This window comes from Streptomyces liangshanensis (assembly GCF_011694815.1).
GTDB classification, from domain to species: Bacteria; Actinomycetota; Actinomycetes; order Streptomycetales; family Streptomycetaceae; genus Streptomyces; species Streptomyces liangshanensis.
In genome coordinates this window covers 3,860,866-3,874,488 of sequence record NZ_CP050177.1, presented here as the reverse complement: position 1 = coordinate 3,874,488, position 13,623 = coordinate 3,860,866, and the positions used below count along the sequence as shown (strand labels likewise).

Genomic DNA, 13,623 nt, shown 5'->3' with positions numbered 1-13,623 from the left:
ACGGTGGGGGCCCTGCGCCGTGCTGGCTGACTGAGGCGGTCAGTTGGTGAAGAGGAAGTACTTCCAGGCGCCGTGCGTCGTCGAGTTCACGGTGTCCCCCGAGCTGGCGTTGACGTACGAGGAACGCACGCGCGCCCGGATGCCGGACTCGCCGGGGTGGCCCAGGTTGACGATCGACTTGCCGCTCGTGCCGAGGTTGAAGTACTCGGAGTCCCCCGCGTACCACTGGCCCTGGTAGTACAGCTCCAGTTCCAGGCGCTGCTTGCGGCCCTTGTAGTACGTCATCGTCGTCGTGTCGACGACGTCGGTGTTCTTGTGGAAGTAGTAGTACGTCGTGGAGCCGATCTTGCCGGTCCGGTAGTACTTCGACAGCGTGGACGACACCTTCACCCGCGCGCCCGCGGTGGACTTGACCGTCTTCGGCGCGGACCGGGCGTCGCCCTTGAACACGGCGCTGACCGTGGCGTCCCGGGTCATGCTGATCGAGACCGACACGTTGCCCGCGGAGTTGACCTTGGCGGACTTGAGGAGCTTGTTCGGCTTGTCGGTGCCGAACGGGTCGGCCCAGATCTCGACCGTGCGGTTCTTGTACGTCGAGCCGAGGTGCGCGGTGAACGCGACCTTCTTGCCGTAGTCGTACACCTTGCCGTTGTTGGTCAGCGTCAGCTTCGGGGTGACGCGGGAGACCGCGACGGTGTCGGAGCCCGAGGCCGCCAGGTGCGTGGCGTCACCGGCGTACGCGACCGTGTACTTGACGTTCCCGCCGGCCGGCGGGGTGTCCTTGAACGAGAAGCTCCCGTCCGACTTCGTCTTGACGGAGGCCAGCGCCTTGCCGGCCGGGCTGTCCAGGTCGGTCCGGGTGACCCGCAGGGACACACTGGCCGGCAGCGCCACCGTCGCCGACAGCTTGCCGGTCACGGTGAGCGACTTGGCGCGGGTGGCCTTCGACGGGGCGCTCACGGTCAGGGTCGGGTTGTTGACCGTCGGGCTGGTCAGCACCTTGAGGCTGTACCGGCCGCTCGCCGCCACCAGGGCGAAGATCCGCGAGGAGTCCGGTGCCCAGGCCAGCTCGGCCGCGCCGGACGTTCCCACGGTGTACGTCCGCACGGGCGCGGAGACGTTCGGGCGGTGCACGGCCACCTTGGTGCCGGTGGACTGGGCCACCAGGCCGGTGGGGGAGACGTCGGCCCGCTGGCCGGCGGGGTAGGCGCCGGCCGCGGTGAACTTGCCGTCCGCGTAGGCGTCCTTCAGGTATCCGTTGACCAGGACCTGGGACCCGCCGGGAACCAGGTCGATGTCCCCGATGCCGCTGTTGAGCGAGTAGTCACTGAAGTACCAGGCGGTGAGGGTGGGCGTGGCACCGGCCACGTTCACGACCGCCATGGAGTCCGTCGAACTACCGGTCTGCCCGACCGCCAGGACGCCGGGCTGGGACGGGTCCGTGTCGAGGAGCGCCGGATTCCAGAGGCCGATGCCCGACTGGGGGAACTGGCCGAGCGTCACCGGGTCGGCGGCGGCCGCGAGGGTGGTCGCGGTGGTCGGGGTGGTGTCCGGGGGCGTGGTGGTCCCGGCCGTCGGGTCGGTGTCCGGCGGCGTGGTGGGGTCGGTGTCCGGAGGCGGGGTGGTGCCGGTGGTCGGCTCCGTGTCCGGGGGCGGAGTGGTGCCGGTCGTCGGGTCGGGGTCCGGGTCGGTCGTCCGACCGGCCTGCGGGTCGACCGAGCCCAGGTTGCCGTCCCACTGGTCCCCGTAGGTGAACCAGACCTTGCCCGCGGCGAACGCCACGTACCGCGGACCCTTGTCGGTCGCGACCGGGTAGCGGGCCTTGATGTCGAGGGTGGCCGCGTCGAGCGCCACGATCTCGTGGGTTGCCTCCACGGCCGCGTACAGGGTGGAGCCGTCGTCGGACACCGCGAGATCCGAGACCCCGCGGACACCGGTCACCGAGTCGACGAGCGCGCCCGAGTAGTCGGCGGCCACGATCTTCCCGGCCGTGCTGTCACCGAGGAAGACCCGGTGCAGGGCACCGTCCACGGCCATGCCGCCGGGTGTGGCGACCGAAGCGACCGTCGCGGCCGAGGCGGACCCGGCCACGGCGGCGCTCAGCGCCGCGGAACTGAATAGGACCGCGAACGACGTCGCGATCGACATACTGCGCATACGCACGGACATTTCCCCCACAAGGAAACCCGGTTCGTCGACCGGGTGTGTCGAGAGCGCCGCGCGAGACCCGGGAAACCGTCTCGAAGGGACAGTTGCTTCGGGGCGCGGCCGCTACCACTGAACCCTAGGCCATGGCTGTGACAACGGAGAAGTGGGTTATGCGGGGGACTCCGGGGGCGACGTCGAGTGGCAAGCTTGAAGCATGAACGACGCTTCCTCCGGGCCTGTCCCCGCGCCCGCCTCCGCGCCCACCCCCGCGCCCGCGCCCCGCCGACGTACCCGAGTCCGCGCTCCCGAGCTGGTCGGGAAGGGCGGGTGGCTGAACACGGGTGACACCTCGTACACCCTCGCCGACCTGCGGGGACGTATCGTCGTTCTCGACTTCTGGACGTTCTGCTGCATCAACTGCCTGCACGTCCTGGACGAGCTGCGGGAGCTGGAGGAGAAGCACCGGGACACGGTGGTGATCATCGGTGTGCACTCGCCGAAGTTCGTGCACGAGGCCGAGCACCGGTCCGTCGTCGACGCCGTCGAGCGCTACGAGGTGCACCACCCCGTGCTGGACGACCCCGAGCTGGCGACGTGGAAGCAGTACGCCGTGCGGGCGTGGCCGACGCTGGTCGTGATCGACCCCGAGGGGTACGTCGTCGCGCAGCACGCGGGCGAGGGGCACGCGCACGCCATCGAGAAGCTCGTGGAGGAGCTGGAGGCCGAGCACGCGGCCAAGGGGACGCTGCGGCGCGGGGACGGGCCGTACGTGGCGCCCGAGGCCGTGGCCACGGACCTGCGGTTCCCCGGGAAGGCGGTCGTGCTGCCGGGCAGCGGGAACTTCCTCGTGTCCGACTCCACCCGGCACCAGCTGGTCGAGCTGGAGCCGGACGGCGAGAGCGTCGTACGGCGGATCGGGACGGGCGGGCGCGGATTCGGGCCGGATTCGTTCAGCGAGCCGCAGGGGCTGGCGCTGCTGCCCGACGGCACGGTGATCGTCGCCGACACCGTGAACCACGCGCTGCGTACGTACGACCCGGTCAGCGGCCGGATCGCGACCGTCGCCGGGACCGGGCGGCAGTGGTGGCAGGGGTCGCCGACCTCGGGGCCGGCGCTGGAGGTGGACCTCTCGTCGCCGTGGGACGTGGCGTGGTGGGCGGACCGGGTGTGGATCGCGATGGCCGGCGTGCACCAGCTGTGGACGTACGACCCGGCCACCGGCACGGTCGGGGTGGCGGCCGGGACGACGAACGAGGGGCTGGTGGACGGGCCCGCCGGGGAGGCGTGGTTCGCGCAGCCGTCGGGCCTCGCGGCGGCCGGGGACCGGCTGTGGGTGGCGGACTCGGAGACGAGTGCGCTGCGGTACGTGGAGCGGGCGCCGGCATCGGACGGCTTCGTCGTGCGCACCGCCGTCGGCACCGGCCTCTTCGACTTCGGCCACCGTGACGGCGCCGCCGAACAGGCGCTGCTCCAGCACCCGTTGGGGGTCACGGCGCTGCCGGACGGTTCGGTCGCGGTCTCGGACACGTACAACCACGCCCTGCGCCGCTTCGACCCCGCGACGGGTGAGGTGACGACGCTCGCCACCGACCTGCGCGAGCCGTCCGCCGCCGTGCTGGCCGGCGACGACATCGTGGTGGTGGAGTCCGCGCGCCACCGGCTGACCCGCCTGAGGCTGCCCGACGAGGCCGTCCGCGTCGAGTCCGTCGCCCACCGCACCCGGCGCGCGGCCACCGAGGTCGCGCCGGGCGCGCTGCGGCTGGACGTGGTCTTCGCGGCGCCGTCGGGCCAGAAGCTCGACACCCGCTACGGCCCCTCGACCCGGCTGCTCGTCTCCTCGACCCCGCCCGGCCTCCTGGCGGAGGGCTCCGGCGCCGGTACGGACCTCCACCGCGACCTGGTCCTGGCCGACGGCGTCACGGAGGGCGTCCTGCACGTCTCCGCGATGGCCGCGTCCTGCGACGACGACCCGTCGAACGAGTACCCGGCCTGCCACGTCCACCAACAGGACTGGGGCGTCCCGATCGAGGTAACCCCCACCGGCACCACCCACCTCCCCCTGGTCCTGGCCGGCATGGCCGAGCCCCCGCCGACGACCGGCGCCTGAGGGGTACGGTTCGCGACGCCGACGAGGCGGTTCAGCACGCGCTGAACCGCCTCGGTGTCAGACCACCACGTGAACGGAATCCGGCTTGGGGAAGGGCATCATGTCCCAGCCCGAGGGCCAGCCCCGTTCACAGGGGTCGCCCTCCTCGGCGTCGAGCCGAGCTGATGGAGCCTCGGTTCCGCGACGAAGCGGACGCGCGGGGGCAGGAGGCGCCAGACACGGGCCAGGTCAGGAACGTCCTGCCGACGGGTCCACGCGTGCGATCCATGCCGTGATTGTCGGCGATCGCCGGTGGCCGGCCGCGCAGGGCCCGGGGTCAGAAGCCCCTGCGGTCGTCCTGTTGGACCACCGTGGGGGCTACCACGGCGCGCCTGCGGCGGGCGATGCTGGTGAAGGTGGCGATGCCGATGATGCCCACCGCCATCATGATCAGCCCGACCAGGTCGAGGTTCACGCTGTCGGAGTGCCAGTCGGTCGCGAACGTGAGGATGGCGCCCACGCCGATGAGTGCGATACATCCGCCGATGCCCATGAATTCCGCCTCCTGTTGACAGTTGGCCGTTCCGGGCCTGTGCCTCGGGTACCCCGGTCCGGAACAGCCATGCGGGCGGCGGAAGTTCGTCTTCCGGGCTCAGTCGCCGAGGAACGCGACCAGGGTGTTGGCCAGGAGGTACGGGTCGTCGGCGCCGCACAACTCGCGGGCGCTGTGCATCGAGAGGATGGCCACGCCGATGTCGACGGTCTGGATGCCGTGCCGGGCCGCGGTGATCGGGCCGATCGTCGTGCCGCACGGCATCGAGTTGTTGGAGACGAACGACTGCCACGGCACACCCGCCTTCTCGCAGGCCGCGGCGAACACCGCGCGGCCGCTGCCGTCCGTCGCGTAGCGCATGTTGACGTTGACCTTGAGGATCGGGCCGCCGTTGGGGCGAGGCCGGTGCGTCGGGTCGTGGCGGTCGCTGTAGTTGGGGTGCACGGCGTGGCCCGTGTCGGACGACAGGCAGACCGTACCGGCGAAGGCCCGGGCGCGGTCCTCGTACGTACCGCCTCTGGAGAGGACGGAGCGCTCCAGCACCGTGCCGAGCAGGGGGCCGTCCGCGCCGGTGTCCGACTGCGACCCGTTCTCCTCGTGGTCGAAGGCGGCGAGGACCGGGATGTGCGGGAGGGACCCCGCGCCGGGGCCGGCGACCGCGGCCAGGGCGGCCGTCGCCGCGTGCACGGACAGGAGGTTGTCCATCCTGGGGCCCGCGACCAGCTCCTTGTCGCGGCCCAGGTACGAGGGGCGCTCGACGGCGTGCGGCATCAGGTCCCAGCCGGTGACGTCCTCGGCCTCGACGCCGGTCTCCTCGGCCACGAAGCGGATCAGGTCGCCCTCCTCGGGCTCGCCCAGTCCCCAGATCGGCTGCATGTGGCGCTGGCGGTCGAGCTTGAGCCCGTCGGAGTTGACCGACCGGTCCAGGTGGACGGCGAGTTGGGGGACCCGCAGGAGCGCGCGGTCGATGTTCACGAGCCGGTTCGTGCCGTCGCGCAGGGTGATGCGGCCCGCGAGCCCGAGGTCGCGGTCGAGCCAGGTGTTGAGCAGCGTGCCGCCGTAGATCTCGACGGCGATCTGCCGCCAGCCGTACGACCCGGTGTCCGGCAGCGGTTTGACCCGCAGGTTCGGCGAATCGGTGTGCGCGCCGACGATCCGGAACGGGGTGTGCGGCAGGGCGCCCTCCGGCACGTACCAGGCGATGATCGCGCCGCCCCGCAGGACGTACTTCCCGCCCGTGGCGCCGTCCCAGGCGTCCGTCTCCGCCACCTGCCGAAACCCGGCCTTCTCCAGCCGCTCCGCAGCGTTGGCCACCGCGTGGTACGGCGAAGGGCTGGCGGCGAGGAAGGACATGAGGTCGTCGGTGTGGCCGCGGTCGAAGCGGGCGGAAGTGCTCATGGGGTCACCCTAACGACGGGGCGTGACAGAGGGGTCGCCACCGGTTGTTACGGGGGAGGGACGGGGACGGCGCGTGGGGCCGCCCGGCAGCGCCGCGGGGCGCCTCCGTGTCGGAGACGCCCCGCGGGCCGGCCGGTCCGGGTCCGGTCCGGGTCGCTCAGAACGCCGATTCGGGCAGCTCCATCAGGGAGTTGTCCACCGCCTCCGCGAGCGTGCGCGCCGCGGACACCTGGGGCAGCACGTTCGCCGCGAAGAACTTCGCCGCCGCGATCTTGCCCTGGTAGAACGCCACGTCCTTCGCCGCCGCCGTCTCCAGCTTCTCCGCCGCGACCGCCGCGCCGCGCAGCAGCAGGTAGCCGACGACCACGTCGCCCGAAGCCATCAGCAGGCGGGTGGTGTTGAGGCCGACCTTGTAGATGTTCCTGACGTCCTCGCCGGTGGCGGTGAGGTCGGCCAGCATGCGGCCGACGATCGCCTCCAGGTCGACGGCGGCCTTGGCGAGCGCGTCCCTGGCCGGCGCCAGGTCCGTACCGCCGGTGGAGACGGCGAGGAACTTCTTGATCTCCTCGGAGAGGGTGTTCAGCGCCTGGCCCTGGTCGCGGACGATCTTGCGGAAGAAGAAGTCCTGGCCCTGGATGGCGGTGGTGCCCTCATAGAGGGTGTCGATCTTGGCGTCCCGGATGTACTGCTCGACCGGGTACTCCTGGAGGTAGCCGGAGCCGCCGAACGTCTGGAGCGACTGCGCGAGCTGTTCGTACGACCGCTCGGAGCCGTAACCCTTCACGATGGGCAGCAGCAGGTCGTTGAGGCCCGCGAGTCCCTTGACGTCCTCGCCCGCGGTCTCCTTGGCGGCGATCTCGTCCTGCACCGACGCGGTGTACAGGACGAGGGAGCGCATGCCCTCCGCGTACGCCTTCTGCGTCATGAGCGAGCGGCGCACGTCGGGGTGGTGCGTGATGGTGACCTTGGGCGCGGCCTTGTCCATGAACTGCGCGAGGTCGGGGCCCTGGACGCGCTCCTTGGCGTACTCCAGCGCGTTCAGGTAGCCGGTGGAGAGCGTGGCGATGGCCTTCGTACCGACCATCATCCGGGCGAACTCGATGATGCGGAACATCTGGCGGATGCCGTCGTGCTTGTCGCCGATGAGCCAGCCGCGGGCGGGGCGGCCGTCGCCGAAGGTCATCTCGCAGGTGTTGGAGGCCTTGAGGCCCATCTTGTGCTCGACGTTGGTGGCCTTGACGCCGTTGCGCTCGCCCAGCTCGCCGGTCTCCCAGTCGAACTCGTACTTCGGTACGAGGAAGAGGGACAGGCCCTTGGTGCCGGGTCCGGCGCCCTCGGGGCGGGCGAGGACGTAGTGGAGGATGTTCTCCGACATGTCGTGCTCGCCGGACGTGATGAAGCGCTTCACGCCCTCGATGTGCCACGTGCCGTCGTCCTGCTGGACGGCCTTCGTGCGGCCCGCGCCGACGTCCGAGCCCGCGTCCGGCTCGGTGAGGACCATGGTGGAGCCCCACTGCCGCTCGACCGCGAGCGCGGCGACCTTCTTCTGGGCCTCGTTGCCCTCCTCGAAGAGGATGCCGGCGAAGGCCGGGCCCGACGCGTACATCCACACGGCCGGGTTGGCGCCGAGGACCAGCTCCGCGTACGCCCAGATCAGGGAGCGGGGGGCCGTCGTGCCGCCGATCTCCTCGGGCAGGCCCAGGCGCCAGTACTCGGCGTCCATGAACGCCTGGTAGCTCTTCCTGAAGGCCGCCGGGACCGGGGCGGTGTGGGTCTCGGGGTCGAAGACGGGCGGGGTGCGGTCGGCCTCGGCGAAGGACGCGGCCAGATCGTTCTCCGCGAGGCGGGCGATCTCGCCGAGGACGCTCCTGGCCGTCTCCACGTCCATCTCCGCGAACGGGCCCGTGCCATAGAGCTTGTCGCGCCCGAGGACCTCGAAGAGGTTGAACTCGATGTCGCGGAGATTCGACTTGTAGTGCCCCATGGCGACGGCTCCGTAAGGCTCGGGAGGCGGATTCCTCAGACATGTACCGGTTAGTAGCTACGATGATGCTACCCGTGGGTAATAAGATGCAACCCCCTCCTGGATGATGTGACGAGGTCGAGGGAGGCCGATCCCGGCCGACCAGGGGACGGACGGGGCACCTGCGGGCGCTGATTCTCAGTACTCTTGCGGTCATGTACGGCTACGACCAGACCCCGGGCGCTCAGCAGCAGTACGCGCACCCGCAACAGCAGCCGCAGCAGCCGATGGGCGGTGTCGGTGTCGGCGGGTACGGCGAGCAGCCCCTGTATCCGGAACCGTCACCTCCGTCTCTGGGTGACGCCGTGCGGGCGTTCACGACGGGGTCGTTGTCGGCCGAGGACTTCCAGCAGATCTTCGCGACGTCGAAGGTCTACTGCCCCCGTGGCGACAACCCGGGGTTCTTGGCGCTGCACAACACGCAGCAGCCGGTGATCCCGATGTTCAGCACGCTCAAGGAGCTGCGCAGGTACGCCGGCAAGGAGTCGAAGTACTTCGTGATCACGGGCGCGGAGGTGATCGACCTGCTGCCGACGGGCTACGGCTTCGTGCTCGACATGGAGGGGGACCACCGGATGGTGTTCGACGCGAAGGCGGTCGAGCAGATGGTGGACTTCGCGATGCGGCGGATGTACGGCTGACGAATCCGCCCGGCCGTTCGGCCGCCTGACCGCCCGGCAGCTCGACTGCCTGACCGCCCTGGGGTCCGTACCGACGTGGTACGGGCCCTTTCGCGTACCCCGGAACGCGCGGGAATGAAGGCCGCCTTGCCAGATGTTCACCGTTCAACTAAATTGAGCGTTGACATCATCGAGGAGGACCTCATGCCCGCAGTGACCGTCGAAAACCCGCTGACCCTGCCGCGCGTCGCTGCCCCCGCGGACGCCGTGGCCCGTCCGGTGCTCGCCGTCTCGACGGCGCCCGGCGGCTTCGAGGGAGAGGGCTTCCCGGTGCGGCGCGCGTTCGCCGGGATCAACTACACCCATCTCGACCCGTTCATCATGATGGACCAGATGGGTGAGGTGGACTACGCGCCGGGCGAGCCCAAGGGCACCCCGTGGCACCCGCACCGCGGCTTCGAGACCGTGACGTACATCATCGACGGCACCTTCATCCACCAGGACAGCAACGGTGGCGGCGGGACGATCATGAACGGCGACACGCAGTGGATGACGGCGGGCTCGGGCCTGCTGCACATCGAGACGCCGCCGGAGTCGCTGGTGATGTCGGGCGGGCTGTTCCACGGCCTCCAGCTGTGGGTGAACCTGCCGGCCGCGGACAAGATGATGAACCCGCGCTACCAGGACATCCGCGGCGGCCAGGTGCAGCTGCTCACCTCGCCCGACGGCGGCGCGCTGCTGCGGGTGATCGCGGGTGAGCTGGACGGCCACGAGGGCCCCGGCATCACGCACACGCCGATCACGATGGTCCACGCGACGTTGCGGCCGGGCGCGGAGATCACGCTGCCGTGGCGCGAGGACTTCAACGGGATCGCGTACGTCCTGGCGGGGCGCGGCGCGGTCGGTACGGACCGGCGGCCGGTCCACACCGGGCAGACGGCGGTGTTCGGGGCGGGCGGTTCGCTGACCGTACGGGCGGACGAGTCGCAGGACTCGAACACCCCCGACCTGGAGATCGTGCTGCTCGGCGGGCGCCCGATCCGGGAGCCGATGGCGCACTACGGGCCGTTCGTCATGAACAGCCAGGCGGAGCTGAAGCAGGCGTTCGACGACTTCCAGGCCGGGCGCCTGGGAACGGTGCCGGTCCCGCACGTGCAGTAGGGGTCACCGGCGGGCGCGTCAGCCCGGCGGAGCGGGGGCCGGCGTGGTCGGGTGGGCGGGTGAAGATGCCCTCGACGCCGCCGCTGCTGCCCCGGGCCGCCTCGCGGTTCGCCGCGTGGTGCGGGGTGATCGTGCTGGCCGCCGCGGTCGGGGCCGTGGTGATCTGGCTGTCGCTGACGCTCAAGGCGGTGGTCACGCCGGTGCTGCTGGCGATCCTCGGCACCGCGCTGCTGGGGCCGGTGTACGGGTGGCTCGTCCGGCTGAAGGTGAACCGGTCGATCGCGGCGTTCCTGACGTGCCTGTGTGTGGTCGTGGTGGTCGGCGGGGCGGGGTACATCGTCGTCAACGCGCTCGTCGACACCGGGGACCAGATCGTGGCCTCGGTGCGGGACGCGGCGAAGACGCTGTCCGAGCACTTCGGCTTCGCGGGGACGTCGCTCGACGATCTCGCGTCGAACGCGAAGTCACTGCTGTCGCGGTACGGGGCGACGGCGGCGTCCGAGGTGGTCAACGGGATCAGCCTGGTGGCGGAACTGATCGCCACCGCGGTGCTGGCGCTGCTCCTGATCTTCTTCTTCCTCCGGGACGCGGAGCGGATCGCGCGGGCGTTCCGCTCGCTGGCCCCGGCGTCCACGGGGGAGGCGGTCGAGGCGATGGCGCGGCACGCGTTCCGGGCGGTGGCGGGGTTCATGCACGGGACGACGCTGATCGCCCTCATCGACGCCGTGTGCATCACCGCCGGGCTGCTGATCCTGCGGGTGCCGGGGGCCTTCGGGCTCGGCGCGCTCGTCTTCGTCGGGGCGTACATCCCGTTCGTCGGCGCGCTGCTGTCGGGCTCGATCGCCGTCCTGGTCGCGCTCGCCGACCGCGGGGTGGTCATCGGGCTGTGGGTGCTGGCGGTGCTGATCGCGGTGGAGGCGGTGGAGGGGCATCTGCTGCAACCGCTGATCCAGAGCCGTACGGTCCAGATGCACCCGGCGGTGATCCTCCTGGCGATCACGGCGGGGGCGGGGACGGCGGGGATCCTGGGTACTTTGCTGGCGGTGCCGCTCACGGCGGCGGCCTTGGGGGTGCTGTCAGAGGTACGCGCCCGCATGCCCCCCAGTGACCCCGGCGACCCGCCCGCCCCACCGAGTCCTCAATCGCCGGACGGGCTCGACGGGGGTGCTCCCGGATCATGAATCCGCGGGTACGGACAGAGACCAGCCACAATCAAGCCCGTCCGGCGATTGAGGACAAAGCGTGGCCGCAGGCCGCACCCCTCGTCCGCGGCGTCACGCCTCCGGCAGGGCCTCCTCCGGGGCGGGGGCGTGGTCGCCCGACTCGTACAGCTCGAACCAGATCGACTTGCCCTCGCCGCGAGGATTCACCCCCCACGCGTCCGCCAGCACCTCCATCAGGACCAGCCCGCGCCCGCTCGACGCCAGTTCGCCGGGGCGGCGGCGGTGCGGGAGTTCGTCGTTGACGTCCGCCACCTCCACCCGCAGCCGGCGGTCGCCGCGTTCGCCCGCCGCCTCGGCCACCAGCAGCGCGTCCCCGTCCGTGTGGACCAGGACGTTGGTGACCATCTCCGACACCATCAGCACCGCCGCGTCCACCTGCTCGTCGTCCGACCAGTCGTGCAGCAGGTCGCGCAGTTGCCGCCGCGCCCCCGCGATCCGCTCCGGTTCCGCCTGCGCGATCGTCAGCACCGTGCGCCGCGGCGGCGGCTGCCGGTCCGCCCGCGTCGGCGAGCCGTCCCGCGCCAGCAGGACGAGCGCGATGTCGTCCTCCCGGTGCTCCGGCAGCGGCCCCGTCATGTAGTGCGAGCCGGGCCCGTGCACGACCCCCATCAGCGCGTCCGCCAGCTCCTCCAGCGACGATTCCGTGTCGCCCTCCAGCACGGGCCGCAGCCGGTCCCAGCCGGTCGCCAGGTCGTGGCCGCCGGTCTCCACGAGCCCGTCCGTGCAGAGCATCAGCAGCTCCCCCGGCTGGAGCACGATCTGCGTCGTCGGATAGTCCGAGTCCGCCTCGATCCCCAGCGGCAGCCCACCCGCCGTCTGCCGGATGAAAGCCGTCCCGTCCGGCATCCGGAACACCGGGTCCAGGTGCCCGGCCCGCGCGATCTCCAGCGTCCCGTTCTCCGGGTCGACCTCCATGTACAGGCAGGTGGCGAAGCGCGGCCCGGTCCTCTCGTACTCCTCGTCCGTCATGGTGGCGTCCGCCGAGCCGTCCCCGCCGACGGCGTACGGCGCCCCCGTCCCCCCGCCGCTGTCGGGCCCCGGCAGCTGCCGCATCCCCGCGAGGAACCGTGACGCCCGGGACAGCACGGCGTCGGGCCGGTGCCCCTCGGCCGCGTACGCGCGCAGCGCGATCCGCAGCTGCCCCATCAGCCCCGCCGCCCGTACGTCGTGCCCCTGGACGTCCCCGATGACCAGCGCGAACCGCCCGCTCCCCCGCCCCTCCGCCTCGGTGGTGCCGCCCGGCAGCGGGATCATGTCGTACCAGTCGCCGCCGACCTGGAGCCCGCCGCCGGTCGGCACGTACCGCGCCGCGACCGACATCCCCGGGATGTCCGTGTTCAGCGTCGGCATCATCGAGCGCTGGAGCCCCAGGGACAGTTCCCGCTCGCTCTCGGTCACCCCGGCGCGGGCCAGCGCCTGCGCCAGCATCCGCGCCACCGTGTTCAGCACGGACCGCTCGTCGGGCGAGAACGCCACGCGGTTCTTGAAGGCCGCCATCCACGTGCCGAGCGTGCGGCCCGCGACGGTCAGCGGCAGGAAGGCCCAGGAGTTGCGCTCGAACGGCTCGACGAGCGGCCACATCTCCGGGTAGCGCTCCTTGTACGACTCCGCCGTGGGCAGGTAGATCGCCCGGCCGGTCCTGATGACCTCGGACGCCGGGTAGTCGGATTCGACGGTCAGGCTGGAGAAGCCGTCCGCGTCCGCCGCCGTGTTCCCGAGGATGCCGACGATCCGCAGCCCCTCCTGCGTCGGCGAGGCGCTGAACACCGCGAGGCCGTCCGGCGAGAAGCCCGGCATGGACAGCGACGACGCGACCCGCAGCACCTCCGCCGTGGACCGGGCCTCCGCCAGCGCCCGCCCGGCGTCGAGCAGGAAGGCCTCCCGCGACCGCCGCCAGTCCCCGGTGACCGAGCTGCCCTCGATGGCCGTGCCGGGGCGCGGCTCGGCCACCTCCTGGAGCGTGCCGATCAGCTCGTACGCCCGGCTGTCGTCGGGCCGGGCCCGGACGATCGGCTTGGACCGCGCCCGTACGGTACGCAGCACCCGGCCCTTCTCGTCCATGATCCGCAGCCGCGCCTCGGCCAGCGTCCCCTCCGCGACCGCGAGGCCGACGATGCCCTGGATCTCGTTCCAGTCGACGGGGTGGAAGTGGGAGCGCGCGCCCGACGCGGTGAGGGACGCCGGTTCCGCGGGCAGCCCGAGCAGCCGGGCAGCCTCGGCGTCCAGGGTGACGCGGCCGGTCGCGTCGTCCCAGCGCCAGATGCCGGTCGCGATCGCGGCCAGGACTTCCTCGGTGCGCATTGTCACACTTTATGAACATCTGTAGAGCAAACGCCAATGAGGGGCCCCCACCGCCGGGCGCTAGGGTTGTGCCACATGCCTGAACGCCTGCTGTGACACCCGCCTGAACG

The 13,623-nt window shown here is 71.4% G+C and carries 9 protein-coding genes; 4 read left to right on the top strand and 5 right to left on the bottom strand.

All coding sequences use genetic code 11. The features are described from left to right. Positions 1-39 precede the first annotated feature (39 nt). The gene (locus HA039_RS33590) at positions 40-2,157 is read right to left on the bottom strand and encodes a YncE family protein (protein ID WP_243870128.1); all 2,118 of its coding nucleotides are present in this window, start codon (positions 2,155-2,157) and stop codon (positions 40-42) included. Positions 2,158-2,362: 205 nt separating this feature from the next. Between HA039_RS33590 and HA039_RS16660 the strand changes: the two genes are divergently transcribed. After that, on the top strand, positions 2,363-4,255 hold the full coding sequence (locus HA039_RS16660) for an NHL domain-containing thioredoxin family protein (RefSeq protein ID WP_167030198.1): 1,893 nt from the start codon (positions 2,363-2,365) through the stop codon (positions 4,253-4,255). Positions 4,256-4,571: 316 nt separating this feature from the next. On the opposite strand, the gene HA039_RS16655 is transcribed toward HA039_RS16660, so the two are convergent. From HA039_RS16655 to HA039_RS16645, 3 genes are all read right to left on the bottom strand, one after another. Next, positions 4,572-4,787, bottom strand: coding sequence for a DUF6458 family protein (locus tag HA039_RS16655; RefSeq protein ID WP_161307013.1), 216 nt, complete (start codon positions 4,785-4,787; stop codon positions 4,572-4,574). A 99-nt stretch (positions 4,788-4,886) separates the two neighbouring features. Then, positions 4,887-6,185 (bottom strand): M18 family aminopeptidase, encoded by a 1,299-nt coding sequence (locus tag HA039_RS16650; protein ID WP_167030195.1) that lies wholly within the window; start codon positions 6,183-6,185, stop codon positions 4,887-4,889. Positions 6,186-6,342: 157 nt separating this feature from the next. Continuing rightward, a complete protein-coding gene (locus tag HA039_RS16645) occupies positions 6,343-8,169 on the bottom strand; it encodes an acyl-CoA dehydrogenase (protein ID WP_167030192.1) in 1,827 nt (608 codons plus the stop codon). Positions 8,170-8,363: 194 nt separating this feature from the next. Between HA039_RS16645 and HA039_RS16640 the strand changes: the two genes are divergently transcribed. The 3 genes from HA039_RS16640 to HA039_RS16630 all read left to right on the top strand — a co-directional run bounded on the left by HA039_RS16640 (position 8,364) and on the right by HA039_RS16630 (position 11,170). Next, a complete protein-coding gene (locus HA039_RS16640; protein WP_161307010.1) occupies positions 8,364-8,849 on the top strand; it encodes an SseB family protein in 486 nt (161 codons plus the stop codon). Positions 8,850-9,032: 183 nt separating this feature from the next. Next, positions 9,033-9,989, top strand: a complete 957-nt coding sequence (locus tag HA039_RS16635) for a pirin family protein (protein ID WP_167030189.1) — start codon at positions 9,033-9,035, stop codon at positions 9,987-9,989. Between the two features lie 65 nt (positions 9,990-10,054). After that, positions 10,055-11,170 carry an AI-2E family transporter gene (locus HA039_RS16630; RefSeq protein ID WP_167036944.1) on the top strand — a complete coding sequence of 372 codons (1,116 nt, stop codon included), beginning with the start codon at positions 10,055-10,057 and terminating at the stop codon, positions 11,168-11,170. Between the two features lie 93 nt (positions 11,171-11,263). Here HA039_RS16630 and HA039_RS16625 read toward each other — a convergent pair whose 3' ends face one another. Further along, complete coding sequence (locus tag HA039_RS16625) at positions 11,264-13,513, bottom strand: SpoIIE family protein phosphatase (protein ID WP_167030186.1); 2,250 nt, start codon at positions 13,511-13,513, stop codon at positions 11,264-11,266. Positions 13,514-13,623: the final 110 nt, after the last annotated feature.